General features: G+C 63.8%; 22 protein-coding genes, 1 pseudogene and 1 riboswitch. Of the genes and pseudogenes, 10 read left to right on the forward strand and 13 right to left on the reverse strand.

Annotation, left to right across the window (positions count from 1 at the left end; genetic code table 11):
- Positions 1–45: 45 nt before the first annotated feature.
- Positions 46–432, reverse strand: a complete 387-nt coding sequence (locus tag APH28_RS12405; protein ID WP_060509681.1) for an MAPEG family protein — start codon at positions 430–432, stop codon at positions 46–48.
- Between the two features lie 28 nt (positions 433–460).
- Positions 461–1,294 (reverse strand): EamA family transporter, encoded by an 834-nt coding sequence (locus tag APH28_RS12410; protein ID WP_060509684.1) that lies wholly within the window; start codon positions 1,292–1,294, stop codon positions 461–463.
- A 274-nt stretch (positions 1,295–1,568) separates the two neighbouring features.
- Between APH28_RS12410 and APH28_RS12415 the strand changes: the two genes are divergently transcribed.
- Positions 1,569–2,804, forward strand: coding sequence for a sodium:proton antiporter (locus APH28_RS12415; RefSeq protein ID WP_060509692.1), 1,236 nt, complete (start codon positions 1,569–1,571; stop codon positions 2,802–2,804).
- Between the two features lie 32 nt (positions 2,805–2,836).
- Here APH28_RS12415 and APH28_RS12420 read toward each other — a convergent pair whose 3' ends face one another.
- Complete coding sequence (locus APH28_RS12420) at positions 2,837–3,238, reverse strand: acyl-CoA thioesterase (protein ID WP_012274534.1); 402 nt, start codon at positions 3,236–3,238, stop codon at positions 2,837–2,839.
- Between the two features lie 178 nt (positions 3,239–3,416).
- A riboswitch (S-adenosyl-L-homocysteine riboswitch) is annotated at positions 3,417–3,513 on the forward strand.
- A 21-nt stretch (positions 3,514–3,534) separates the two neighbouring features.
- On the opposite strand from APH28_RS12420, the gene ahcY reads away from it, so the two are divergent.
- From ahcY to APH28_RS12440, 5 genes and pseudogenes are all read left to right on the forward strand, one after another.
- A complete protein-coding gene (ahcY, locus tag APH28_RS12425) occupies positions 3,535–4,944 on the forward strand; it encodes an adenosylhomocysteinase (RefSeq protein ID WP_060509694.1) in 1,410 nt (469 codons plus the stop codon).
- 126 nt (positions 4,945–5,070) lie between these two features.
- Positions 5,071–5,916: a methylenetetrahydrofolate reductase [NAD(P)H] gene (metF, locus tag APH28_RS12430; RefSeq protein WP_060509695.1), complete on the forward strand. Its 846-nt coding sequence runs from the start codon at positions 5,071–5,073 to the stop codon at positions 5,914–5,916.
- 93 nt (positions 5,917–6,009) lie between these two features.
- Complete coding sequence (locus tag APH28_RS12435) at positions 6,010–7,086, forward strand: hypothetical protein (RefSeq protein WP_060509697.1); 1,077 nt, start codon at positions 6,010–6,012, stop codon at positions 7,084–7,086.
- Positions 7,087–7,120: 34 nt separating this feature from the next.
- Positions 7,121–7,258 (forward strand): annotated as a pseudogene (locus APH28_RS28070) (amino acid ABC transporter substrate-binding protein); the annotation flags it as partial.
- Between the two features lie 218 nt (positions 7,259–7,476).
- Positions 7,477–9,384, forward strand: coding sequence for a DEAD/DEAH box helicase (locus tag APH28_RS12440; protein WP_060509699.1), 1,908 nt, complete (start codon positions 7,477–7,479; stop codon positions 9,382–9,384).
- 64 nt (positions 9,385–9,448) lie between these two features.
- Here APH28_RS12440 and APH28_RS12445 read toward each other — a convergent pair whose 3' ends face one another.
- The 3 genes from APH28_RS12445 to APH28_RS12455 form a co-directional block, all read right to left on the reverse strand.
- On the reverse strand, positions 9,449–10,027 hold the full coding sequence (locus APH28_RS12445; protein WP_060509701.1) for a YceI family protein: 579 nt from the start codon (positions 10,025–10,027) through the stop codon (positions 9,449–9,451).
- A gap of 34 nt (positions 10,028–10,061) precedes the next feature.
- Positions 10,062–10,613: a cytochrome b gene (locus APH28_RS12450; RefSeq protein WP_060509703.1), complete on the reverse strand. Its 552-nt coding sequence runs from the start codon at positions 10,611–10,613 to the stop codon at positions 10,062–10,064.
- 206 nt (positions 10,614–10,819) lie between these two features.
- Entirely contained in the window at positions 10,820–12,598 is a 1,779-nt protein-coding gene (locus APH28_RS12455; protein WP_060509705.1) for a flavin monoamine oxidase family protein, read from the reverse strand.
- 257 nt (positions 12,599–12,855) lie between these two features.
- Between APH28_RS12455 and APH28_RS12460 the strand changes: the two genes are divergently transcribed.
- Together APH28_RS12460 and APH28_RS12465 are read left to right on the forward strand one after the other, a co-directional pair.
- Positions 12,856–14,262, forward strand: coding sequence for an adenosylmethionine--8-amino-7-oxononanoate transaminase (locus tag APH28_RS12460; RefSeq protein WP_060509707.1), 1,407 nt, complete (start codon positions 12,856–12,858; stop codon positions 14,260–14,262).
- 175 nt (positions 14,263–14,437) lie between these two features.
- Entirely contained in the window at positions 14,438–15,160 is a 723-nt protein-coding gene (locus APH28_RS12465) for a 16S rRNA (uracil(1498)-N(3))-methyltransferase (RefSeq protein ID WP_060509709.1), read from the forward strand.
- Between the two features lie 8 nt (positions 15,161–15,168).
- Here the strand turns inward: APH28_RS12465 and APH28_RS12470 are convergent, their stop codons facing one another.
- From APH28_RS12470 to APH28_RS12500, 7 genes are read right to left on the reverse strand one after another with little or no spacing between them, the layout of a single operon-like run.
- Complete coding sequence (locus tag APH28_RS12470) at positions 15,169–15,786, reverse strand: hemolysin III family protein (RefSeq protein ID WP_060509711.1); 618 nt, start codon at positions 15,784–15,786, stop codon at positions 15,169–15,171.
- A 59-nt stretch (positions 15,787–15,845) separates the two neighbouring features.
- Positions 15,846–16,319: a chemotaxis protein CheW gene (locus APH28_RS12475; RefSeq protein WP_060509714.1), complete on the reverse strand. Its 474-nt coding sequence runs from the start codon at positions 16,317–16,319 to the stop codon at positions 15,846–15,848.
- Positions 16,312–21,201, reverse strand: coding sequence for an Hpt domain-containing protein (locus tag APH28_RS12480; protein ID WP_060509715.1), 4,890 nt, complete (start codon positions 21,199–21,201; stop codon positions 16,312–16,314). Before APH28_RS12480 ends, APH28_RS12475 begins: the two co-directional genes overlap by 8 nt.
- Before the next feature lie 9 nt (positions 21,202–21,210).
- Entirely contained in the window at positions 21,211–23,235 is a 2,025-nt protein-coding gene (locus APH28_RS12485) for a methyl-accepting chemotaxis protein (RefSeq protein ID WP_256249250.1), read from the reverse strand.
- 47 nt (positions 23,236–23,282) lie between these two features.
- Positions 23,283–23,837 carry a chemotaxis protein CheW gene (locus APH28_RS12490; RefSeq protein WP_008094837.1) on the reverse strand — a complete coding sequence of 185 codons (555 nt, stop codon included), beginning with the start codon at positions 23,835–23,837 and terminating at the stop codon, positions 23,283–23,285.
- Positions 23,834–24,199, reverse strand: coding sequence for a twitching motility response regulator PilH (gene pilH / locus APH28_RS12495; protein ID WP_060509717.1), 366 nt, complete (start codon positions 24,197–24,199; stop codon positions 23,834–23,836). Before pilH ends, APH28_RS12490 begins: the two co-directional genes overlap by 4 nt.
- 44 nt (positions 24,200–24,243) lie before the next feature.
- Positions 24,244–24,645, reverse strand: coding sequence for a PleD family two-component system response regulator (locus tag APH28_RS12500; RefSeq protein WP_060509720.1), 402 nt, complete (start codon positions 24,643–24,645; stop codon positions 24,244–24,246).
- 196 nt (positions 24,646–24,841) lie between these two features.
- Here APH28_RS12500 and gshB point away from each other — a divergent pair, with 196 nt between their 5' ends.
- Both gshB and APH28_RS12510 read left to right on the forward strand, forming a co-directional pair.
- Positions 24,842–25,795, forward strand: coding sequence for a glutathione synthase (gene gshB / locus APH28_RS12505; RefSeq protein WP_060509722.1), 954 nt, complete (start codon positions 24,842–24,844; stop codon positions 25,793–25,795).
- Between the two features lie 91 nt (positions 25,796–25,886).
- On the forward strand, positions 25,887–26,759 hold an 873-nt coding region (locus tag APH28_RS12510), incomplete at its 3' end, for an energy transducer TonB (protein WP_060509724.1).

Raw genomic sequence — 26,759 nt, forward strand, 5'->3', positions numbered from 1 at the left:
GGGCTTGTCGGGGCGCCGAACCGCCGCGAAGCAGGCAACTCGGTTTCAGACAGAAACCACAAAGAACGCCACGATAATCGCCAACCCGGCGAACCACACCAGCGAACGCAGCGCCGCCCAGTCCGCCAGGTAGCAGATGATGTACAGCAAGCGGCTGGTGATATACATCACCCCCAGCACATCCTGGGTCACCTGCTCGGCATTGCCGACGATATCCGCCACCAGCACTGCTGCGGCGAATGCCGGAAACGCCTCGAAGCTGTTCTGCTGGGCCGCATGCGCACGCCTTGGCAGGCCTGACAGGGTATCGAGGAATGCGCGCGGGTCATGGTTGTCACGCAGGCCGAAGCGGCCACTGCTCACTTTCGCAATCAATGCGCACAGTGGCGGCAGGCACAGGGCGATCAGGATGCACCACAGGGCAACGGTCATGCACAGCACTCCTTGTTCAATGTTCGGGTCAGAGCTTCATCACCAGCATGCCTGCCAGGACCAGCCCGCAAGCTAGGAGTCTCGGCCTGCCAAAAGGTTCTTTGAGGTAGCGCATACCCAGCAATACCACCAGGATCACACTCAACTCGCGCAGGGCCGCCGCTTCGGCCACCGACCCCAGGTGCATGGCCCACAGCACCAGCGCGTAACTGAACAGCACGCAAAAACCCACCGCCAGCCCGAGGCGCCATTGGGTGCGCCAGAACAGTACGAACGGTGCCCGCCGCGCCACACTGGCCAGTAGCGGGAACGGCCAGGCACTGAGCAGCGTCAACCACACCAGGTAATCCCAAGGCTTGCCCCACAAGCGCACCGCCTGGCCATCGAACCAGGTGTAGCAACCGATACACAAGCCGATCAGCGCGACCACCGGCAACATCGACCAGGGCAAGCGGTCACCGCCCCCGCCCTGCCACAACAGGCACGCCATGCCACACGGGATCAGCAGGATGCCGATGATCTGCTGCTGGCTGAGCGACTCACCGGCAAACGCCAGGGTCAGCCCCAGCACCACCAGCGGCGACAGGCCACGCATCAGAGGATAGACCAGGCCAAGATCACCGACCCGATAGGCCTGGATCAGCAAGAACCGGTACAGCTGCTCGGCCAGCGCCGAAGCCAGCAGCCAAGGCCAGATCTCGGCAGGCGGGAACTCGGTAAAGGCCACGGCGCACACCGCGAACAGCAACGCCACAAGGTCCATGCTGGCGATTACCAGCAGGCGCTCGGCGCTGAATTTGATCAGGGTGTTCCAGGTCGCGTGCAGAAGCGCGGCGACCAAAACCAGGGAAGTTGCCAGCACGCCTTTGGGTCCTTGTGAGGTTTTTTGAGGGATGAATATATAGCGTTGGGCTGCAGGTTGCCTGGGACGAGTACGCCGGGAGAGTTTCAGCACCTGTGAGATCGAGCGCCGCGCGGGCGGCGCTCGGTCTCAGCCGAAACACAAATCCTCAGCAAAGCAGAACGTTTCCGACAATTCCGGTCAAACCCTGTGTCCCGACCCCCTCGCCAGATCATCAAAGAACTGCCCGAGCCATTCGGGTAACGACTTGGAAGCCACTGTCACAGGATTCGGGATGCTTGAACTAGTTGCCGCATTTATCTGCCTCACCACCCTCCTCACCTATGTAAATTACCGCTTCATCGGCCTGCCACCCGCCATCGGCGTGATGGTCACGGCACTGCTGTTCTCCCTGATGCTGCAGGGTCTGAGCCTGATTGGCTTCCCTGGCCTGGAAGAACGTGTCGAAGGACTGATGAACCAGATCGATTTCAATGACCTGCTGATGCACTGGATGTTGGCATTCCTGCTGTTCGCCGGCGCACTGCACGTCAACCTCAGCGACCTGCGCAGCTACCGCTGGCCGATCGGCCTGCTGGCCACGCTGGGCGTGCTGATCGCTACCGTGGTAATCGGCTACCTGTCGCACTGGGTATTCGCGATGTTCGGCTGGCAGGTGCCGCTGATCTACTGCCTGCTGTTCGGCGCGCTGATCTCGCCGACCGACCCGATCGCCGTGCTGGGCGCACTGCGCACCGCCAATGCCTCCAAGCCGCTCAAGACCACCATCGTCGGCGAGTCGTTGTTCAACGACGGTACGGCGGTCGTGGTGTTCACCGTCCTGCTGGGCATCATCCAGCTGGGTGAAACGCCGAGCGTAGCCGACACCGCCATCCTGTTCGCCCGTGAAGCCATCGGCGGCGTGCTGTTTGGCGGCGTGATCGGCTATGCCACCTACCGCATGATCAAAAGCGTCGAGCAGTACCAGGTCGAGGTCATGCTGACCCTGGCGCTGGTGATTGGTGGTTCGGCGATGTGCTATGAGCTGCACGTCTCAGCGCCAATCGCCATGGTGGTCGCCGGCCTGATCATCGGCAACCTGGGGCGCAACCTGGCGATGAACGACATGACTCGCCGCTATATGGACGGCTTCTGGGAACTGATCGACGACATGCTCAATGCCCTGCTGTTCGCCCTGATCGGCCTGGAGCTGTTGCTGCTGCCGTTCAACTGGCTGCACCTGGCAGCCGGCGGCGTGCTGGCGGTGGCGGTGCTGGCCTCTCGCCTGCTGACCGTGGCACCGGCGATCTTGTTGCTGCGCCGCTGGCGGTCGGTGCCCCAGGGCACCATCCGCGTGCTGACCTGGGGCGGCCTGCGCGGCGGCGTGTCGGTGGCACTGGCCTTGTCGCTGCCAATGGGCGAAGAACGTGACCTGCTGCTGTCGATCACCTACATCGTGGTGTTGTCGTCGATTCTGGTGCAGGGCTTGAGCATCGGGCGCGTGGTGCGCAAGGTCAGCACACAGCCTTGAAAATACAGGGGCCGCTCTGCGGCCCCTGACAATCACTCGACGGCGGAGTCCGGGAACTGGTCCTGGACATACTTGATCTCGGTCCGCCCATGGGCTGCCGGCAAGCCGTCCTCGCCCAGGTTGACGAAGACCATCTTGTCGACCGTCAGAATGCTCTTGCGGGTGATCTTGTTGCGCACTTCGCACTTGAGGGTGATCGAGGTGCGGCCAAACTCGGTGGCGGTGATGCCCAGTTCGATGATGTCGCCCTGGCGCGAGGCACTGACGAAATTGATCTCCGACATGTACTTGGTCACCACACGCTGGTTGCCCAGCTGGACGATGGCATAGATCGCCGCTTCTTCGTCGATCCAGCGCAGCAGGCTGCCACCGAACAGCGTGCCGTTGGGGTTGAGGTCTTCGGGTTTTACCCATTTGCGGGTGTGAAAGTTCATCTGTACTCCTGACCTGCTTGGCTAACGTGAGGTAATGATGGCAGAGCGGCCGCCGCCTCTCCATTGATGATCGACTATCGTCTCGATTAATCGACAGAAAACCTTGGGCTCGAAGCTCGTCACGGCTATAATCTTCGCCGTTTCACATGGCGGCCCACAGCGGTGCCATGCCCGCCACCTGTCCGAGGGGCGCTGCAGCAGGCTAGGCCTGTCAGGCTCGGATGGGGCGTTGTCCGCTCTCGCGGGCGCTTAACGCACAACGGCGCCCATTCGCACACTACGAATGGAGGCTCTCAATGAGCGCTGTAAACACGCCTGCTGGTTTTACCGATTTCAAAGTCGCTGACATTTCCCTGGCCGCCTGGGGCCGTCGCGAAACCATCATCGCCGAATCGGAAATGCCTGCACTGATGGGCCTGCGTCGCAAGTACCTCGCCGAGCAACCGCTCAAGGGTGCGAAGATCTTGGGCTGCATCCACATGACCATTCAGACTGCCGTGCTGATCGAAACCCTGGTTGCCCTGGGTGCCGAAGTGCGCTGGTCGTCCTGCAACATCTTCTCGACTCAAGACCAGGCCGCCGCCTCCATCGCCGCCGCCGGTATCCCTGTGTTCGCCTGGAAAGGCGAAACCGAGGAAGAGTACGAGTGGTGCCTGGAGCAGACCATCCTCAAGGATGGCCAGCCTTGGGACGCCAACATGATCCTCGACGACGGCGGTGACCTGACCGAACTGCTGCACAAGAAATACCCGGCTGTTCTGGAACGCGTTCACGGTGTAACCGAAGAGACCACCACCGGCGTGCACCGCCTGCTGGACATGCTGGCCAAGGGCGAGCTGAAAATCCCGGCGATCAACGTCAACGACTCGGTCACCAAGAGCAAGAACGACAACAAGTACGGCTGCCGTCACAGCCTGAACGACGCCATCAAGCGTGGTACCGACCACCTGCTGTCGGGCAAGCAGGCCCTGGTGATCGGCTACGGTGACGTGGGCAAGGGTTCGGCACAGTCGCTGCGTCAGGAAGGCATGATCGTCAAGGTCACCGAAGTTGACCCGATCTGCGCCATGCAGGCCTGCATGGACGGCTTCGAGCTGGTCTCGCCGTTCATCGACGGCATCAACAACGGCACCGAAGCCAGCATCGACAAGGCACTGCTGGGCAAGATCGACCTGATCGTCACCACCACCGGTAACGTCAACGTCTGCGATGCCAATATGCTCAAGGCCCTGAAGAAGCGCGCCGTGGTCTGCAACATCGGTCACTTCGACAATGAAATCGATACCGCCTTCATGCGCAAGCACTGGGCTTGGGAAGAGGTCAAGCCGCAGGTACACAAGATTCACCGTACCGGCGCCGGCGACTTCGACCCGCAGAACGACGACTACCTGATCCTGCTGGCCGAAGGCCGTCTGGTCAACCTGGGCAACGCCACTGGCCACCCAAGCCGCATCATGGACGGTTCGTTCGCCAACCAGGTGCTGGCGCAGATCTTCCTGTTCGAGCAGAAGTTCGCTGATCTGTCGGCCGAGAAAAAAGCCGAGCGCCTGACCGTTGAAGTGCTGCCGAAGAAGCTCGACGAAGAAGTGGCCCTGGAAATGGTCCGCGGCTTCGGCGGCGTGGTCACTCAGCTGACCCAGCAACAAGCCGACTATATTGGTGTGACCGTCGAAGGCCCGTTCAAGCCGCACGCCTACCGCTACTAAGCGGCAGGCCTGGAGCCACCGGCTCCAACGCCGAAACCTGAACGATGCCCAAGCCAGATCGGCCTTCACCGATCTGGCTTTTATTTGCAGCTTGCTGCTTGAGGCCTGCTGCTCGAGGAACGCCTGATGTCCCAAGATCGCCGTTACAGTTTCGAGTTTTTTCCAACCAAGACCGACGCTGGTCACGAAAAGCTGATGGGCGTTGCCCGACAGCTGGCCGCGTACAACCCTGATTTCTTCTCCTGCACCTATGGTGCCGGTGGTTCCACCCGCGATCGCACGTTGAACACCGTGCTGCAGCTGGAAAACGAGGTGAAGGTCCCGGCCGCGCCGCACCTGTCGTGCGTCGGCGACACCAAGGACGAACTGCGCGCCCTGCTGGCCGAGTACAAGGCTGCCGGCATCAAACGCATCGTCGCCCTGCGTGGCGACCTGCCGTCGGGCATGGGCATGGCCAGTGGTGAACTGCGTTATGCCAGTGACCTGGTCGAGTTCATCCGCCAGGAAACCGGCGACCACTTCCACTTGGAAGTCGCCGCCTATCCGGAAATGCACCCGCAGGCGCGCAATTTCGAGATCGACCTGGGCAACTTCGTGCACAAGGTCAAGGCCGGTGCCGACAGCGCCATCACCCAGTACTTCTTCAACGCCGACAGCTACTTCTACTTCGTCGAGCGCGCGCAGAAGATGGGCGTGGACATCCCGGTGGTGCCCGGCATCATGCCGATCACCAACTACAGCAAACTGGCGCGCTTCTCCGATGCCTGCGGCGCCGAGATCCCACGCTGGATTCGCAAGCAACTGGAAGCCTATGCCGACGATACGGCGAGCATCCAGGCCTTTGGCGAAGAAGTCATCACCCGCATGTGCGAGCAACTGCTGCAAGGCGGCGCACCGGGCCTGCACTTCTATACCCTCAACCAGGCCGAGGCGAGCCTGGCGATCTGGAACAATCTGAAGCTGCCACGCTGAAACTTTTTGGCATCATCGGATTCAGAAACTATTAAGGCTTTAGTCGTAGACTAGGGCCTTGATCATTTCTGGTTTTAACAGGTGTCGCAAGCAATGCAGCATTTCCTGCCCTCACGTCCTCAGCTGGTGTACCTGGCGTTCGGCCCGGCCACCTATCACCAGGAAGCCTGCTTCAGCATCGTCAGCGCCCTCGCGCATCTGGGGCACAGCACCAACCCGGCCATCGACATCCAGGTCTATACCGATCAGGCCGAACCTTACGTCAAGCTGCCGGTGACCGTTCATCTGCTCGACGAGGCGACCCGCAAAGCCTGGAACCAGCCCCACGGCTACCATTTCCGCAGCAAGCATGTGCTGATGCGCCAGGTGCTGCAGCAGCATCCCCAGGCCGTGCTGATCGACACCGATACCTTCTTCCGCAAGTCGCCGCTGCAGCTGTTCCAGCGGGTCAAACCCGGCACGCTGCTGTGCAACGCCATCGGTGCGCGCTACGGCGAAAACCAGAAGTGCCTGCTGTACAAGAACCTGCTCGGCCTCCTCGAGTCTCGCGGCCTGGCCGACTGCCAGATGCCGCTGGTCAACTCGGGCGTGATCGGCCTGTGCGCCGAGGACGCCGATGTCCTGGACCGTTCCATTGCCATGATGGACGAGTTCTATCCGCTGGCCCGCACCGCCTATACCCTGGAAGAGTTCTGCCTGGCGGTGGCCGCATACCGCAAGGTGGAGCTGGCCGAATGTACCGACGTCATTCACCACTACTGGAGCCGCAAAGCCCAGTTCCGCGCCAAGATCCAGGCCTGGCTGCGCAAGCACGGTGATGACCCACTGGGTGCCGCGGCGCTTGCCGATGTGGTTTTGGTCAACGACCAGTTGCCACGCCCACCGACCCTGCAACGTCTGGGCTACAAGGCCTTGAGCCTGACCATGCCGAGCCGCGAGCGCCAGTTCGTGCGCGAGCTGCTGTATGGCTGCTACCCCTACGCCAACGAGTTCGATCGCGCCTGTGCCCCGGCCTGGTGGGACAAGGCGCTGGAAAACCTCAATGAACGCTACGGGCGCATCGAGCCCGAGCGATTGCGCCAGTGCCTGCGCCACCCAAGCCTGCGCCTGTCGCTGGGCGGTCGGCGCAAGGATATCGAGGCACATCTGCTGCGCTCGTCCCATCACTGATACCGCTGCCGGGGGCATTGTCGGGCGCTAGCAGCTGGCCGAGGCATTGGCCAAAGAGCTGCGTCGATTCAAGCAGGAGCCGGCATTCGAGGCGATTATCGAACACTACATCGGCGACGCTGGCGATCTTGCCGGCGCCGTTGAGCAGCAGGAAAGCAGCACGCGGCGTTAGCTCTGTTATACTCGGGCCTTCCCGCCCGGCTCACGCCCGGACGCTCGGCCTCGCAACAGGCATCCCGATCGGCATTGACGCCCCTTGGCGTCCACCTTCCGCTTCCCGGATGTGCAGTGAAAGCCCAGCTGGACCGGACGCGATCGCATCCCTTCGATGCCCGTCGCGCCAGGCAGAATATCCCTACGGGCCCAGCCCCCACGAGAACAGGATTGCCCATGTCCTTTGCTTCCCTCGGTCTCTCCGAGGCTCTTGTCCGCGCTATCGAGGCAGCGGGCTACACCCAGCCGACTCCGGTGCAACAGCGGGCCATTCCCGCCGTGTTGCAAGGTCGCGACCTGATGGTTGCCGCACAGACTGGTACTGGTAAAACCGGCGGCTTCGCCTTGCCGATCCTCGAGCGTCTGTTCCCGGCCGGCCACCCCGACAAATCCCAGCGTCATGGCCCGCGCCAGCCGCGCGTATTGGTCCTGACCCCGACCCGCGAACTCGCCGCCCAGGTCCACGACAGCTTCAAGGTGTACGCCCGCGACCTGCCACTGGTCAGCGCCTGCATCTTCGGTGGCGTCGGCATGAACCCGCAGATCCAGGCCATTGCCAAGGGTGTCGACGTGCTCGTCGCCTGCCCGGGGCGCCTGCTCGACCTGGCCGGCCAAGGCAAGGTCGACCTGGCCCACGTGGAAATCCTGGTTCTGGATGAAGCCGACCGCATGCTCGACATGGGCTTCATCCATGACGTCAAGAAGGTCCTCGCCCGCCTGCCGGCCAAGCGCCAGAACCTGCTGTTCTCGGCGACCTTCTCCAAGGACATCACCGACCTGGCCGACAAGCTCCTGCACAACCCGGAGCGCATCGAGGTCACTCCGCCGAACACCACCGTCGAGCGTATCGAGCAGCGCGTCTATCGCCTGCCCGCCAGCCACAAGCGCGCCCTGCTGGCGCACCTGATCACGCTGGGTGCCTGGGAACAGGTACTGGTGTTCACCCGCACCAAGCACGGCGCCAACCGCCTGGCCGAGTACCTGGAAAAGCACGGCCTGACCGCCGCCGCCATCCACGGCAACAAGAGCCAGAACGCCCGCACCAAAGCCTTGGCCGACTTCAAGGCCAACAGCGTGCGCGTACTGGTGGCTACCGACATCGCCGCCCGTGGCCTCGACATCGACCAGCTGCCCCACGTGGTCAACTTCGAGCTGCCAAACGTCGAGGAAGACTACGTGCACCGTATCGGCCGTACCGGCCGTGCCGGGCGTTCGGGCGAGGCCATCTCCATGGTTGCGCCGGATGAAGAAAAGCTGCTGAAGAGCATCGAACGCGTCACCCGGCAGAAAATCCCGGATGGCGATCTGATGGGCTTCGATGCCAGCCAGGTGGAAGCCGAGAAGCCAGAAGTTCGCGAGCGTCAGCAGAACAGTGGCCGCGGTGGTCGCAACCAGCAGGCCCGTGGCGAAGGCGGCAAAGACGCCAACGGCGGTCGCAAGGACAAGGGCAAGGACAAAGGCAAGGCCAAGCAGCAGGCTGCTGACAAGCCGGCCGACAAGGAAAAGCCCGGCGACAAGCAACAGCAGCAGCCACGCAAGCCGCGCGACAAGAAACCTCGCCCACAGCAGCAACAAGCGAGCAACAACGGCGCGCCGAAAGCAGCTGCCGATCGCGACCCGGAAGAATTCCTGGATGATGAGGTGGACAACTTCGGCAACCGCGCCGACTACGTCAGCCCTTACCAGGGCAAGGGCCAGGGCCGCAATCGTCGCCCAGGCGGCGCCGGCCAAGGGCAAGGCCAACAGGGCCAAGCCCAATCCCCGCGCAGCAACAACGGCGCTGGCCAAGGCCAGGGCCGCAATGCTGGCGGCCAGCAGCGCAATGCCGGCGGCGACAAGCGCCCACGCAACAACAATGGTGGCGGCGCACGTCGTGACAACAATGGCGGTGGCCGTAACCGTTCGGCCAGCCGTGACGATGCCACTCGCCAGGAGCCGGCAGTACGCAGCTCCCGTGAGCAGCACCAGCCGGTGATCATCCGCAAGGAATCCAAGCTCGACCGTTACCCGACGCCCGAGCAGCTGGATGATCTGCCGAGCCGCCCGCGCGGTGAGCGGCCAGCACTGCTGACCCGCAAAGGCTGAGCCAAGCATCAGGCATAAAAAAACGCCGCCCAATGGGCGGCGTTTTTTATTGCCTGAGCAAAGCTTACTTCTGCTTCACACCTTCGACACTGATATCCAGGTCCAGGGTCTGCGAAGTCGGGCCAGGGCCTTTGATGCCGAAGTCGTTCAGGTTAACGGTAGTGGTAGCGTTGAAGCCAGCACGCTCGCCGCCCCATGGGTCCTTGCCCTCGCCGTTGAAGGTAGCCTTGAAGGTCACCGGCTTGGTCACACCGTGCAGGGTCAGGTCGCCGGTCACGTCAGCAGTCTTCTCGCCAGTCGATTTGACAGCGGTGGAGACGAACTTGGCATCCGGGTACTTGGCAACGTCCAGGAAGTCCTTGCTGGCGATGTGCTTGTCGCGCTCAGCGTGGTTCGACCACACGCTGGCAGTCTTCAGATCGACGCTGATCTTGCTGGCCTCAGGCTTGGCGCTGTCCCAGGTAAAGTCGCCGCTGAAGTCCTTGAAGGTGCCGTGGATGAAGCTATAGCCCAGGTGGCTGATCTTCCAGTCGACGAACGCGTGCTGGCCTTCCTTGTCGATCTTGTACTCGGCAGCCATGGCCTGGCCAGCGGAGAACAGAGCAGTACCGAGCGCCAGAGCGGCAAAAGTCTTTTTCAACATCCTTACTTCCTTCCTATGCAATTGAGGTTGAGAGTCAAGCTTTGCGGCCCAGCATGCGTGTCAGGGTCGCGTCACGGTCGATGAAATGGTGTTTCAGGGCGGCCAGGGCGTGCAACACGGCGAAAATCACCAGGCCCCATGCCAACCACAGGTGAATCACGCCGGCCACGTCCGCCTGGTCGGGCAGGTCGCTGATCAGCGCTGGCACCTCGAACAGGCCGAACACCGGAATGCCGACGCCGTCGGCAGTGGAAATCAGGTAACCGGCGATCATGACTGCAAACAGGCCCAGATACAGCGCCAGATGCCCCAGCTTGGCCGCCATGCGGGTGAAAGCCCCATGGTTGGCCGGTGCCGGCGGTGGCGGGGTGATGAAGCGCCAGACCACACGCAGCAGCATCACTGCCAGTAATATCAGGCCGATGCTCTTGTGCAAGTCCGGGCCGGCCTTGCGCCAAGGGTCGTAGTAGTCGAGACCGACCATCCACAGGCCCAGGCCGAACAGGCCGAAGACTGCCAATGCAACGCCCCAGTGCAGGACGATGCTGACCACGCCATAGCGAGAAGGTGAGTTGCGCAATTGCATGATGACGTGGTTCCCCGTGAAAGCTGTGCACAGACTAACGCGTAACGTATCGAATAAAAGCTTAAAAAACTGCTTTGGATTATCGAGAAATACGATGATTAGTGTGTGAGTTTCCTATTAAGGAAACATTAACAATAGTCGTAGAGTTCGAGGTTGCCAGTACCGGCCTCTTCGCCCTTAAACCCGCGAAGAGGCCGGTATTGGCTTCAGTTTGCCTTGGCCTGGGTATCGGCCACCGGCTTCTTAACCGGCTCGGATTTGACCGTGGCCTTCTTCGCCTCGACCGGCTTTTTCGCCTGCTTGGCTGCGGGCTTGGCCGCAGGCTTGTGCGCCGGCACATGCTTGGCCGGGGCTGCCTTGGTCGCGGCGGGCTTGGCCGGCTCTTCCTTGGCAACTACAGCAGGTGCAGGGGTAGCGGGGGCGGCAGGAGTCGGTGCGGGTGCCGGTGCGGCTTCCTCGACCTTGGCAACCGGCGCGGCCTTCGCTTCAGGCTTGTCGCCACCACCGAACAGGCGCGAGAAGAACCCTCCACCACTGTCCTTCTTCGCCACTGCCGCACCCGCCGTTGCCGCTGCTGCGACGGTTGCAGCTTTGGCCGGGTCGAACGACTTGCCGGCAAGCAGGTCCTGAGCCTGGCTGGCAGCACGCTGGCCACTGCGCAGGGCCCCTTCGAGGGTACCCGGATAAAGCGCATCGGTGTGCTCACCGGCAAAGGTGATGCGCTGCACCGGGCGCTCCCACAGGCGCCAGTACTTGCTGATCTGCCCTGGACCGTAGGCCAGGTAAGCGCCACCGGTACCGGCGTCGACGCTGTAACGCTTGACCTCGTAACCGGTGAACGCGCCACGGGCCTGTGGATAGAACGCATGCAAGCGGATCAGCACCTGGTCAACCATCTGCTTGTCGCCAAAGGCCTGCAGCAGACGCGCATTGTCACCCGACAGGTTGATCACCACGTTGGCACCGCCCTTGAGCGCAGGCTCGATCCACAGCATGCCGAGGCCGGTGTTGCTGAAGATTTCGCCCGACATGCGCGCGCGGCTTTCCCACACAGGCTGCTTGAACTTGAGCATCAGCTGGTCGCGCCAGCCGTAGTTGGTGCTCCTGAGGGCTGCCACGTGCTGGGTATCCAGGCCAGGGGTGATCTGGATCTTGGCCAGGGCCCGCAGTGGCACTGCCATCACCAGGTAATCGGCCTTGTAGTCGGTGCTGCCGACCTTGACCGTGACGCCATCCTTGTCCTGCACGATCGCCGTGACTGGCGAGCTGGTCTTGATGGTTTTCAGCTGCTTGACGAAGGCCTGGGCCAGCACCGGGCTACCGCCAGGCAGGCGCGCAGCACGCAGGTCACGGTCGCTGACCCCACGGTAGACACGGTTCTGCTGGGCGAAGTACAGCAACGACAGGCGCGATGGCTCGTCGTAACGGGTACGGATCTGCTGGTTGATCAGCTGACGCGCAGTGCTCGGCAGTTGCAGCTTGTCGAGCCAGTTGGACACGTTCATCTGGTCGAGGGCGAACAAGGTGCTGGTCGCCTGAGGGTTGAGTGGGTCGTCGATCGAGCGGGCCAGATCGTCGAGGGTCTTCTCGTAGCGCTTGAGTGCCTCGGCGGTGGCCGGCTGCTTGGTAGCCAGGTCGGTGGCGCTGAAGTATTCACCGTCGATCAGGTAGCCCGGTGTACGCACGAACTCAGGTGCGGGCAGTGTTTCAAGCTTGAAACGGTCCAGATACTGGTTGAGCACCGGCTGGGCCTTGGCGTTGCCGATCCACTCGCTGGTGGCCAGGCCCGAACGCCCACCCATACCCGCCTTGGCCTCCAGCAGGGTGACCTGCCAGCCTTTGTTCTGCAGCTCGTAGGCCGCGGTCAGGCCCGCCAGGCCGCCACCCACTACGATTGCCGACGGTGTCTTGTCCTTTGCCAGCGCGGCGCCGCTGGACACACCGATCAATACCAACGCGCACAGGCGCACCCAAGCAGCAGCCATGTCGGCGAACTCCGAGTTGAAATAGCAGGGATGAGAAGAGGCAGGAATGCCCCGAGAGACGATGCGCTAAGAATACGTCAGGTATTCAGACCCTGCCAGCACGGCGACATCAAGTGCCTTTGGCAACTGGTATTTTTGTCAGTAGCCAGGTTTCTGCCCGCCAGGTCTGCCGCCATTAGGCACTAGCGGTTGTCCTGTCCCCTGGCTTTGCTTAGGCTTACGCGGTCAAAGCAGGCAGTAAGCCAGGAGAAGTGCCCATGGGCCTCAACGATCAGTGGATGCAACGCGACCTCAAGGTCCTGTGGCACCCCTGCACCCAGATGAAAGACCACGAACAGCTGCCGCTGATTCCAATCAGGCGCGGTGAGGGCGTGTGGCTCGAGGACTTCGAAGGCAAGCGCTACCTGGACGCCGTGAGCAGCTGGTGGGTCAACGTGTTCGGCCACGCCAACCCGCGCATCAACCAGCGCATCAAGGACCAGGTCGACCAGCTGGAGCACGTTATCCTCGCAGGGTTCAGCCACCAGCCGGTGATCGAACTGTCCGAGCGCCTGGTGGCCATGACCCCGGCCGGCCTGGACCGGGTGTTCTACGCCGACAACGGTTCGTCGTGCATCGAAGTGGCGCTGAAGATGAGCTTCCACTACTGGCAGAACATCGGCAAACCGGCGAAAAAGCGCTTTGTCACCCTGACCAACAGCTACCACGGCGAAACCATTGCCGCGATGTCGGTGGGCGATGTGCCGCTGTTCACCGAAACCTACAAGGCACTGCTGCTCGACACTATCAAGGTGCCAAGCCCCGACTGCTACCTGCGCCCGGAGGGCATGGGCTGGGAAGAGCACTCGCGCAACCTGTTCGCCGCCATGGAGCAGACCCTGGCCGAACACCACGAAACCCTCTCGGCGGTGATCATCGAACCGCTGATCCAGGGTGCCGGTGGCATGCGCATGTATCACCCGGTGTACCTCAAGCTGCTGCGAGAAGCCTGCGACCGCTATGACGTGCACCTGATCCACGACGAGATCGCCGTCGGTTTCGGCCGCACCGGCACGATGTTCGCCTGTGAGCAGGCCGGCATCCGCCCGGACTTCCTGTGCCTGTCCAAGGCCCTGACCGGTGGCTACCTGCCGCTGGCCGCGTGCCTGACCACCGACAAGGTGTACCAGGCCTTCTACGACGACTACCCGACCCTGCGCGCGTTCCTCCACTCGCACAGCTACACCGGTAACCCGCTGGCCTGCGCCGCAGCCCTGGCGACGCTGGACATCTTCGAGCAGGACAACGTGATCGAGGCTAACAAGGCCCTGGCCACGCGCATGGCCAGCGCCACCGCGCACCTGGCCGACCATGCCCACGTTGCCGAGATCCGCCAGACCGGCATGGCCCTGGCCATCGAGATGGTCCAGGACAAGGCCACCAAGGCTGCCTACCCGTGGCAGGAGCGCCGTGGCCTGAAGGTGTTCGAGCACGCCCTGACGCGCGGCGCCCTGCTGCGCCCGCTGGGCAGCGTGGTGTACTTTTTGCCCCCGTACGTGATCACCCCGGAGCAGATCGACTTCCTGGCAGAAGTCGCCAGCGAAGGCATCGACATCGCCACCCGCGACAGCGTCAGCGTTGCCGTACCGGCCAACTTCCACCCCGACTTCCGCGATCCGGGCTAAATCCAGAGCTAAACGCCAATCCCTGTAGGAGCGGCCTTGTGTCGCGAAAGGGCCGCAAAGCGGCCCCGGCAAGTTCTGCTGCGAAGCTGAAAACCTGGGGCCGCTTCGCAGCCCTTTCGCGACACAAGGCCGCTCCTACAGGGGACGATGCCCACTTCACATTCCGAGCTGAACCATGAGACTGTCCCGCTTCTTCATCGACGCCCCCCTGAGCCTTGGCGAGCACGACCTGCCCGAAGCCCAGGCCCACTACATCGGCCGTGTGCTACGCATGGCCCCCGGTGACGCCGTGCAACTGTTCGACGGCAGTGGCCAGGAATTCCTCGGCCAGTTGCTCGAGGTCGGCAAGAAGACCGTGCGCGTCAGCCTCGACCAGGCTATCGCCGGCCAGCCCGACTCGCCGCTGCACGTCCACCTCGGCCAGGGCCTGTCCCGCGGCGAGCGCATGGACTGGGCAATTCAGAAAGCCACCGAGCTTGGCGCCAACGCCATTACCCCGATCGTCAGTGAACGCTGCGAAGTACGCCTGAAAGATGAGCGCGCCGACAAACGCTTGGCCCACTGGCGGCAGGTGGCGATCAGTGCCTGTGAGCAATGTGGCCGTTCAACCCTGCCAGTGATTCATCCGCCGCTGACCCTGGCCGAATGGCTCAAGGGCACCGAAGCGGACCTCAAGCTGGTCCTGCACCCGGTGGCCGAACCGCTGACGAGCCATGACAAACCGGCGACGCTGGCCTTCCTGATCGGCCCGGAAGGAGGCCTGAGCGACGCTGAAGTCGAACAGGCCAAGGCCGCTGGCTTCCACGCTGCACGCCTTGGGCCGCGGGTACTGCGCACCGAGACCGCCCCCGTGGTGGCGCTGTCGGTGGCTCAGCAACTGTGGGGCGATTTTTCGTAAACAAAAAGCTAACGTACGTACAGCGAAACCGCCACGAAGTGCAGAAGGCTGCCGACAATCACGAACAGGTGCCAGATGCCATGTGCATGGCGCAAGCGGCTGTCGAGGGCGAAGAAAATGATGCCGACGGTGTAGAAAATGCCGCCGGCGGCCAGCCAGGCGAAACCGGCAGTACCGAGGCTGTTCAGCAAGGGGTTGACCGCCACCAGCACGATCCAGCCCATCACTGCATAGATGATGATCGACAGGATGCGCGCTTCCGAGCGCGGCTTGATCTCCTGCAGCATGCCGATCACTGCCAGCCCCCAGACGATGCCAAACAGGCTCCAGCCCCAGGGCCCACGCAGGCTGACCAGGCAAAACGGGGTATAGCTGCCGGCGATCAGCAGGTAGATCGACAGGTGATCGAGCTTGCGCATGATCACTTTCGCCCGCCCGCGGGTACTGTGGTAGAGGGTGGAAATGCTGTAGAGCAGCAGCAAGGTGCTGCCGTAGATGGTGAAACTGACGATCTTCCAGGGGTCGCCCTGCAGGCCCGCGACGACGATCAGCCAGATGGCACCGATACAGGCCAGGACGGCACCGACCAGGTGGGTCCAGGCATTGAAACGTTCACCGTAATACATGCAGACACAGACCTCCTGAAGCGGGCTGGGTTCATGACAGGATCCATTCCTATTTCATCCTAATCAAGGGCATGTTGCAGTTCAGCGTCACGCACCAGCCTTTCCAGCCCGGCCAGGTCCGGTACGCGCGCCACTTGCTCGCCCACCTGCACGGCAGCCAGCTCCAGGCTGCCCAGCGGCACATCCACATAGTTGAGCTGGCTGTCGAGCTTGCACGAGCGTGGAATATCCTGCAGCAACACCGCCAGGTAGCGCAAACCGGTGTCCCCCAGTGCATTGAGCACCACGATCCGCGCCCGTTCGCCACACGGCGTCTCACCACCACAGGCCGCCTCGAAGCCTATCAACGGCAAGTGCTGCTGGCGCCAGTTGATCCAGCCCAGGTGCCAGGCCGGGTCGCCCGGTTCGCACAGCAGGTTACGCTGGCCGATCAGTTCGACCACTGCCACGTTGGGCAACACCAGGGTACGGTCGCCCAACGGCAACAGCAGGCCGGTAAGGCTGCTGCGCTGACCTGCAATCAGTTCAAGCATGGATATGGCTCCAGTGGGCGATGCTCTGCAGCAACACCGACTCCTGGTACGGTTTGCCCAGGTAATCGTTAACGCCAATGGCCATGGCCCGGTCCCGGTGCTTCTGCCCGGTGCGCGAGGTGATCATGATGATCGGCAGGTCTTTCAGGCGCTCGTCGCGGCGAATGCGGGTGGCCACTTCGAAACCGTCCATGCGCGGCATCTCGATGTCCAGCAACAGCACGTCAGGGCGGTGCTCTTCGAGCAGTGCCATGGCATCGACACCGTCCTTGGCGGTCAGCACGCTCATGCCATGGCGCTCCAGCAACCGGCTGGTGACCTTGCGCACGGTGACCGAATCGTCCACCACCATCACCAGCGTTGCACGCTTGGGCGCCGGGCCGAACAAGGTGCGCTGCACCCCGCTGCCACCGGGCAGCCGCGCCAGCCGCCGCTGCTGGCCGCGCAGCTGGCCCAGCAGGTCGAGGATCAGCACCACCCGACCATCACCGAGCAACGTCGCACCCGACAAGCCCGCCACGGCAGCGAACTGCGGGCCAAGGCTCTTCACCACGATCTCACGGCTCGGCGACAGGCTGTCCGCCTGGATGGCGAACGACTGTTCTTGGGAATGCACCAGCAATACCGGCAGTGGCACGCTCTGCCCCAGCAGCACCGGGCGCGGCAGCCCTTGCAGCAACTCACCCAGGTAACGCAGCTCGTATTCATGGCCGCCGTATACGTAACGCGGTGCATCCAGCTGGTAACAGGCGGCCAGCTCGGCCGGCGGCACTCGCACGATACCCTCGATGGTGTTGAGCGGTATGGCGTATTGCTCCTCACCCAGGTGCACCATCAAGGCCCGGTTGATCGACACGGTGAACGGCAAGCGGATCAGAAAGCGCGCGCCCTTGCCCTGGGCCGATTCGATGGTCATCGAACCGCCCAATTGCTTCACCTCTTCATGCACCACGTCCATGCCCAGCCCACGCCCGGAAATCTGGGTGATCTTCTCCGCAGTGGAAAAGCCCGGGCGCAAGATGAACTGCAGGATCTCGTGGTCGCTCAGCTGTGCCTGCGGATCCAGCAGGCCGCGCTTGATCGCCTTGCGCCGCACCGCCTCCAGCGGCACGCCGGCGCCGTCATCGGTCATCTCGATGACGATGTCGGCGCCCTCATGCAGCAAGTTCAGGTGAATGGTGCCCTGCTCCGGCTTACCCGCAGCCAGGCGCGCCTCACGCGCTTCCAGGCCATGGTCGACGGCATTGCGCAACATGTGCTCCAGTGGCGCGACCATGCGTTCGAGCACGCTGCGGTCAAGCTCGCCCTCGGCATTGCCGACCACCAGCTCGACCTGCTTGCCCAGCTCGCTGGCCACCTGGCGCACCACCCTCTGCAAGCGAGGGACCAGGCGTTCGAAGGGCACCATCAGGGTCGCGGTCAGGCCTTCCTGCAACTGGCTGTTCACCCGGGCCTGCTGCTGCAGCAGGCTGTATGCCTCCTGGGCACGCTGGGTCAATGTTTCCTTGAGGTCGAGCAGGTCCGAGGCCGACTCGAACAGCGCCCGCGACAGCTGCTGCAGCTGCGAATGGCGGTCCATTTCCAGCGGGTCGAAGTCTTCGTAGTCATCGCCCTCGAAGGCCTGCCGGCTGCTGACCCGTCCCTGGGTTTCGATGTCCAGGCGCAGCAGCTGGTCGCGCATGCGCTCCAGGGTGGTTTCCATCTCGTTGAGGGCGAACTGGGCGTCGTTGACCTGCTGTTCGATGCGGCCGCGAATGACCGAATGCTCGCCGGCCAGGTTACCCAGATCGTCGAGCAGTTCGGCGTCGACCTTGACCATGTCGCCGGGCGCCCGCTCCGGTGCTGCGGCCGGTGCTTCGGCCGGTGCGGTTTCGGTCGGGGCCTGGCCGGCCGCGCTGTCAGTCAGCGCGGCGCTGCTGAAGTTGCGGATGTAGTCGATCAACGCGGTAGCGGCATGCAGCGGTTGGCCCATACGCACTGCGTCAAGCATGTGCGCCAGGCGGTCATGGCAGTTCTGCAACAGCGCGAACAGCGGCGCGCTCGGCGGCAGGCGCCCTGCGGCGAGCAGTTCGTAGAGGAACTCCAGTTCATGGGCCAAATCGCCGATGGCAGTGATCTCGACCATCCGTGCGCCACCCTTGAGTGTGTGCAGGTCACGCAACAGGTTCTCCACCTCGACACTGTTGCGCGGGTCGGCCTGCCAGCGCGCCAGGGCAGCGGCGGCACTTTCGACGATGTCCGAGCTCTCTTCGAGGAAGACTTCCAGCAGCTCTTTGTCGCCCGGACTTTCCGCCTCATCGACCAGCTCCGGCAGATCGGTCAGCGGCGTGACCGCATCGCGGCTCACCAAGCCAGTGGCATCTGGCGCCAGGGCGCCATCCAGCAGGCCGCGCAAGGCATCGACGCAGTCAGGCCGCGGGCTGACTTCCTGCCCGGCAGCCACTTCGTCGAGCATGTCCAGCAAGGCTTCGTGGGCGTGCTGGGCAACGGCGAAGAAGCGCTGGCTGGCGCCCAGGCTGCCCTCCTCCACGGCGCCGTAGAGGTCGAGCAGCGCCTCGCAGACATCATCCATCTGCCACAGGTCGGCCAGGTGCGCGGCGTGGCCAAGGCTGGTCAGCTCGTCGAGCAAGGTCTCCAGCGCTTCGCGCTGCTCCGGGTGCTGCTGCCAGTGCGACAATAACGACTCGGCATCCAGCAGGATATCCATGGCCTGGGCCAGGAAGCTGGCGATCAGCTGTGGGTCGCGCTTGCCACGGCGGGCGTGCTCGGGTTCGGCATGCAGGCTGGCCAGGCGCAGATCCACCGCTTCGCCGACCTGCTCGATCAATTGGGCCGCGCCCGGAATAATCGCCAACGGCGTACTGCCCAGCTGCCCCAAGCCTTGCTGGAACAAACCATGGGCGGTGTGTAGCCATTGCAGCTCCGCCGCCTGCAACGGCAACTGGTGACCCCGGTACTCACGCACCAGGCGGTCGAAGGCAGTGGCCAGCTCGGCGATCGGCATGACCCCGGCCATGGCAGCACTGCCCTTGAGCGTGTGCAAGGCGCGCTGCAGGCTGTCGCTGACTTCGTTGCCCTGGCCATTGGCGCCCTGCAGAAAGCTTTCCAGGCTGGCCAGGTGGCCCTGCGCTTCGTTGCGGAAGATATCCAGCAACTGCGGGTCGAGGCCATCGATGTCGGTGCTGACCGGGGTGTCATTCTCGGCCAGGCCGTGCAGATGACCCGCCAGCTGTTCGATCTCGGTCAATTGCGGCAACTGGCCTGCGGCGAAGTCGGCCAACAGGTCCGGCAGATGGACGAACACCTGCTGCAGCGCCACCGCGCCTTCCGGGGTCAGGGCGATGCGGCCCTCCAGCACCCGGTTGAGCAGGTGCTCACCGCCCCAGGCCAGCTCCGCCACCGCCTCGGCATGCACCATGCGCCCGCTGCCCTTGAGCGTGTGCAGGTCACGGCGTACTTCGATCAGGGCGTCGCGCAGGCTGTTGTCGGCGCGCCAGCGCAGCCAGTGGCGTTCAATCTCCGGCAACAACTCGCCGGCTTCTTCGAGGAACACCTCACGCAGTTCATCATCGATGCCATCACTGCCGTCCTGCGCCTCGGACGGGCCCGCGTGGGCGCATTGCACGCCCAGCGCCGTCAGGCTGGCACGGGCCATGTCGAGGAACGGCTGAGCATCGGCCAGCGGGTCGGCGACGCGCCATTGCAGGTAGCACTCTGCGGCGCTGAGGGCCTCGGCCAAGTGGTCCAGCTCGTCCGCTGGCGGTTCCACGTCCAGGTGCTGCAGCCAACCGTGCACATAGCCCGCGCAGCCTGCAAAAACCTCGGCAGCAGCGGGCAGCATCAGCATCGCCAGCGCACCGCGCACCTGCTGCAAGAGGCCCGGCAGCGGCTGCAGGCGTTGCTTCGGCCAGCCGGACTCCAGGCAGTCGCCGATCAGGTCCTTGGCCTGCTGCAGCACCGACAGTGACTCATTCAGCACCAGCTGACGGATCTCGGCCAGGTCGGAACCGGGCAGGCCACCCTGCCCGCCTTCTTCCAGCGGCAGCACCATACCGTTGAGCGTGGCTTCTACATACAGGAGGGCACCGGCCACATCCATCAATACCGCATCGTCTACCGCGCGCTCACCTTGGGCCAAGGCCTGCAGCGACAGCACCTGGTCGATGATCACCCGCCGGGGTTGCTGGAAGCCCAGTACCGCCAGGGTGTCGGCCACATGGCGCAGGGGCGCCAGCAGCGCGTCCAGCTCTTCGCTGTGCTGGCGGTCACCGCGCACGAACTGGTCCAACCGCTCCTTGATCCGTACCAGGTCATCACACAGTGCGCTGACCACCGAGCGCAGGGCATCACGCCCTGGCCCGGCCTGCATCTGCTCGCGCCAGTTGCCCAGCGACAGGTCGAGGTTGGCCAGGTCGTCGGAACCGGCGAAGCGCTGCGCGGCGCCGCTGATCAGGCTGGCCTGGGCCAAGGGCTCGATGCCACGGCAGGCACGCAACTGGTTGAGCAGTGGCAGCATCACCAGTGGCAGGTCATGGCGTGCGCCGCGCAAACGCTCCAGATACGACGGCAGTTGCTCCAGGCCGCGGAACAACGGGCCCAGGCAGTCACCGCGGGGGCTTACCTGGCCCTCGGCCAAGGCCTTGGCCAGCAGCTCCAGCTCTTCGGCCAGGCGCGTGGCGCCGCGCAGTTCGAGCATGCGCAGGCAGCCATGCACCTGATGCAGGTTATCCACAACGAAGGCCAGTATCGACACGTCGTCGGTGTCGCCGGCGAAGCGTTCCAGGGCCTGACGGGCCTGGCTCAGGCAATCGAGGATGGCAGCCCGGGTCCAGGCCAGGGCCACGGTATCGTGGCGCTCGGGGCTTGCGGCGGCAGAAGCCATGGGTTTTCCTCAGCTTCGCTCGGCGGGTGCCGGCAGGGTGAAACCGGAGACCGAACGGCGCATCTCACTGGCCATGCGCGCCAGGTGGCGGATGCTGTCGGCAGTGGCGCTGGAGCCTGCGGAGGTCTGTGCGGTGATCTGCTGGATCACCGCCATGGTGTGGGAAATCTGCCCCGCCGAAGAGGTCTGCAACTGGGCTGCATCAGAGATGCTGTGGATAAGTTCGGCGAGGTTCTGCGACACCCCTTCGATCTCGGCCAGCGCCACGCCGGCATCCTGCGCCAGGCGCGCACCGCGCACCACCTCGGCGGTGGTTTGCTCCATGGAGATCACCGCCTCGTTGGTGTCCGCCTGGATGGTCCGCACCAGTGCTTCGATCTGCCGGGTCGCCGAAGACGAGCGCTCGGCCAGGCGCTGCACTTCGTCAGCAACCACGGCAAAGCCGCGGCCGGCTTCACCCGCCAGCGAGGCCTGGATCGCCGCGTTGAGGGCGAGGATGTTGGTCTGGTCGGCAATGTCGTCGATCAGGCTGACGATGTCGCCGATTTCCTGCGAAGACTCGCCCAAGCGCTTGATCCGCTTAGCGGTGTCCTGGATCTGTTCGCGGATGTTGTCCATGCCGTTGATGGTGTTGTGCACCACCTCGTTGCCCTTGTTGGCGATGGCCACCGAACGCTCGGCGACCTTGGCCGATTCATAGGCATGCGCGGAAACCCGGTCGATCGACTCGACCATATCGCCGACCGCCTCCGACGCCTCGCTGATCTGCGCAGCCTGGTGCTCCGAGGCCTTGGCCAGCTGGCGCGCGGTGTTCTGCGTGTCCTGCACGGCAGCGGCAACCTGCACGGCGCTGTGGTTGATGGTGGCTACCAGGTCGCGCAGCTGGTCGACCGAGTAGTTGATCGAGTCGGCGATGGCGCCGGTGAAGTCTTCGGTCACCGAAACGGTGACGGTCAGGTCGCCGTCGGCCAGCTCTTCGATTTCATCGAGCAGGCGCATGATCGCCTGCTGGTTGCGTTCGTTCTTTTCGGCCGTTTCGTGCAACTGGCGGTGAGTGGTGCGGACCATTACCAGTCCAATCAGAATGATCGAAGCCAACGCCAGCAGGCCCAGCGCATAGCCACCGACGGTATCGAGGGTGCGGCCACTGGCCAGGTTCTCGAAACCGTTGGCCAGGTGCGAGGCTTCATCGAGCAGGGTCTGCGAGAGGCTGAAGATGTTGCCGGCCGCTTCGCGTACGCGGAACAGCTCGGGCGACGTTTCAAGGATTTCATCGACCGAGCCGGCCACGAACTGGAACAGCTCGGCGATTTCTGCCAGGCGGGCGCGGGCGTCAGCGTCCTCGACGCGGGTCACCTGGATCGCCGGGTTGCCGCCCAGCATCCCCTCGAGCACCTGGCCGAAGCGGCTGGCATCACGGCCGAAGGTATCGGCAGCCTGCGCCGCCGTATCGTCGCCGGCCAGCACGGTGTTGACCGAGCCGAGAATACGCTCGGCCAGCAGCAGCTGGCGCTGAGCGACCACCACCTGATTGGCCGGGGCACCGCTTTGCAGCAGGATCTCGACCACCTTTTCGTACTCGACCTGCAGCTGCGGCACAGTTTCGGCAAGGGTCGCCGCCACCTGATGCAACGACAGCACGGTCTGTTCGCTGGCCAGGATGGTGTCGGTGTTCTTGCGCAGGTTTTCCCAGTCCTGGCGCACCGCTTCCATTTCGTCGCGTACCGCAGCTGGCGCCGCAGGCAGGCCGGTGGACTTGTCGCCTTCGCGCAGGTAGCCCCAGCGCCGCTCGAAATCGTTGCGCGCATCCGACAGCAGCTTGAACGCCAGGGCCTTGCCCGCCGCTGCTTCAGTGGCGTTCTTGGCGATGCGCTGGGACAACACACGCAGCTCGCCGGCGTGGCCGATGTACTGCTTGTCGTGATTGGCCTGGGTGTTGAGATAGGCGAAATTGGCGAACAGCAGCATGATCGACAGAATCAGGATCACGAACAGCACGGTGATCTGCACGATGCTGCGCGTGCGAGGGGTCATGGTGGCGGGGGCGACTGGGGTGGCCGGCTTGTTCACGTTCGAAAGTCCTATAGCGCCACGTCAAGAAAGCCCGGCGCCTGGGCCAGGGCGAAGGGGCTGAAGATCGCCCAGTTGCGTTCACGCGGGAAGTGCCCCTGCACGAAGCGCGCTGCAGCCCGCAGCAGCGGCTGCGGCGGCGACAGCTCCAGGCTGCTCAGGGCGAAATGCTGCAGGCCCAGCACCTCGTCGACCAGCAGGCCGACGAACAGGTCTTCATGGTCCAGCACCAGCACCCGCCGCTGCTTGCCCGGCGCCGCAGGGCCCAGGCCGAAGAAACTGCTAAGGTCCATCACTGGCAACAGCCGGCCGCGCAGGTTGGCCACGCCACACACCCATGGCTGCACGCCTGGTACACGACTGCTGCGCGGCTCACGCAGCACCTCGGCGACTTCGCCCATGGGCGCGACGAACCATTGCCCGGCGATGCGAAAACCGATACCGCTCCACTGCTGCAGGCGGGTGTCCTGCGGCGGCTGGTCGGCCACCAGCAGGCGGCAGCGCCGGTCGATGTCCAGCAACAGCTCGAAGGCGGTCAGCGACGCGCCCTGCGGGCGGGTGGTCAAGCGCCCAGTACTTCTTTGAGCTTGGCGATCAGCGCGTCCTCTTCCACCGGCTTGGTCAGGAAGTCGCGGGCACCCTGGCGCGTGGCCCAGATGCGGTCGGTTTCCTGGTCCTTGGTGGTCACCACGACCACGGGAATGGCGCTGGTTTCCGGGTCCTTGCTCAGCTGGCGGGTGGCCTGAAAGCCGTTCATGCCGGGCATGACGATGTCCATCAGTACCGCGTCGGGCTTTTCCTGGCGGGCCAGGGCCACTCCGTCGGCACCGTTGTTGGCCTTGAGCACCTGGTGACCGTGCTTTTCCAGCCATTCGGTCAATCTGTACATCTCTGTCGGCGAGTCGTCGACAATCAGAACTCGGGCCATGCTGTTTCCCCATCAGGAAATTGAAGGCCGCGCCTGCGGCGCGGTCAGGGTGCGGGTTGTTCGGGCGCGGCGAAACCGGGGACATGAGCCCTGATCGCGTCGAGCAGTTCTTCCTTGCTGAATGGTTTGGTCAGAAACTGGTCAGAACCGACCACCCGGCCGCGGGCCTTGTCGAACAGGCCGTCGCGCGACGACAGGAGGATCACCGGGATGTCCTTGAAGGCACTGTTGTGCTTGATCACCGCGCAGGTCTGATAACCGTCTAGGCGGGGCATCAATACGTCGACGAAGATGATCTGAGGCTGGTGGTCGATGATCTTGGCCAGGGCATCGAAGCCGTCACTGGCGGTGATCACCTCGCAGCCCGCTTCGCCGAGCAACATCTGCGCGGTGCGGCGGATCGTGCGGGAATCGTCGATCACCATCACCTTCAGGGGCTGTTCCATAAGTTGCGCTACCATCGCTGCACAGTGTGGGCAGCAAGCCACTGATGGCTTGCAGCTTGAAGCTGAGGGCATTTTTAGCACACTCCGGGGGCCCATTCCATCTGCCGCCCCCTTGACCGGCGGCGTTCACGGCGCCACCCTGAGCCACTTTTCTTTCGATTCACCGCGGCCACGGGCCGCCAAGAGGAACCACCCCATGAGCGTTCGCCTCGGCATTGTCATGGACCCGATCGCGTCCATCTCCTACAAGAAGGACAGCTCGCTGGCCATGTTGCTGGCCGCCCAGGCCCGTGGCTGGGAACTGTTCTACATGGAGCAGCGCGACCTTTATCTGGGTGCCGGCCAAGCCCGTGCGCAGATGCGCCCGCTGAAGGTCTTCGCCGACCCCGCGCGCTGGTTCGAGCTGGGCGAGGAACAGGATACTGCCCTGGCCGAGCTGGACGTGATCCTGATGCGCAAGGATCCACCCTTCGACATGGAGTTCGTCTACAGCACCTACCTGCTGGAGCAGGCCGAGCGCGAGGGTGCGCTGGTGGTCAACCGCCCGCAGAGCCTGCGCGACTGCAACGAAAAGCTGTTCGCTACCCAGTTCCCGCAATGCATGGCGCCAACCCTGGTCAGCCGCCGCGTCGACATCCTGCGCGAGTTCGCCAACAGCCGTGGCGACGTCATCCTCAAACCGCTGGACGGCATGGGCGGTGCGTCGGTGTTCCGCCACCGCAAGGACGACCCCAACCTGTCGGTCATCCTGGAAACACTGACCCAGCATGGCACCCAGCAGATCATGGCCCAGGAATACCTGCCGCAGATCGTGGACGGCGACAAGCGCATCCTGATGATCGACGGCGAACCGGTCGACTACTGCCTGGCACGCATCCCGGCCAGCGGCGAAACCCGTGGCAACCTGGCCGCAGGTGGTCGTGGCGAAGCCCGCCCGCTGACCGAGCGCGACCGCTGGATCGCCGCCCAGGTCGGTCCGGCCCTGCGTGAAAAGGGCCTGCTGTTCGTTGGCCTGGACGTGATCGGCGACTCCCTCACCGAAATCAACGTCACCAGCCCCACCTGCATCCGCGAGATCGACGCTGCCTACAACACCGATATCGGTGGCAAGCTGATGGATGCCATTGATCGCCAGCTCAAGGCGCGCTGACCGCCGACGCGAGGCAAATGCGCGGAGTGGGGTATGATGCCAGTCCTTTTTGACTGAGCTGCTGCCCCGCCCTGCGGTTGCTGGATACCTGATGACGCTGCCTGCCGACATCCCTTCCGACCTGCTGCCACCGCGCGTTCGCCCGGTGGACCGGCTTGGCTTTACCCTGTTCCTGGCTGCCCTGGTGCACCTGGCGCTGCTCCTTGGCGTGGGTTTTACCGTGGTGAAGCCGGCGGAAATTCGCCACACCATGGACATCACCCTGGCCACCTTCAAGAGCGAGAAAGCGCCGAAGAAGGCTGATTACCAGGCCCAGGCCAACCAGCAGGGCAGTGGCACCCTGGAAAAGAAAGCCGTGCCGACCACCACCGAAGTGGCGCCGTTCCAGGACAGCAAGATCAACAAGGTCACCCCGCCGCCTGCGGCCAAGCCTGAGGTAGCACCGCCGCCGACGCCAGAGAAGTCCGCGGTGGCGACCAAGGCGCCGAAAGCCCAGAAGGTCGAGCCCAAGCCCAAGGAAAGCAAGCCACAGCCCAAGCCGGCGGCGGCCACGCCGGATTTCGACAGCTCGCAATTGTCGAGCCAGATCGCCAGCCTTGAGGCCGAACTGTCCAACGAACAGCAGATGTATGCCAAGCGCCCGAAGATCCACCGCCTCAATGCGGCTTCGACCATGCGCGACAAGGGCGCCTGGTACAAGGAAGAGTGGCGCAAGAAGGTCGAGCGGGTGGGTAACCTCAACTACCCCGACGAGGCACGCCGGCAGCAGATCTACGGCAACTTGCGGATGATGGTGTCGATCAACCGCGATGGCTCGCTGTACGAGGTGCTGGTACTGGAGTCGTCCGGGCAACCGGTGCTGGACCAGGCCGCCCAGCGCATCGTGCGTCTGGCTGCACCCTTCGCGCCGTTCACCGGGGACCTGGCCGAGTTCGACCGGCTGGAGATCATCCGCACCTGGCGC

It is taken from the genome of Pseudomonas sp. NBRC 111124 (genome assembly GCF_001320245.1).
In the GTDB taxonomy this organism is placed as follows: domain Bacteria; phylum Pseudomonadota; class Gammaproteobacteria; order Pseudomonadales; family Pseudomonadaceae; genus Aquipseudomonas.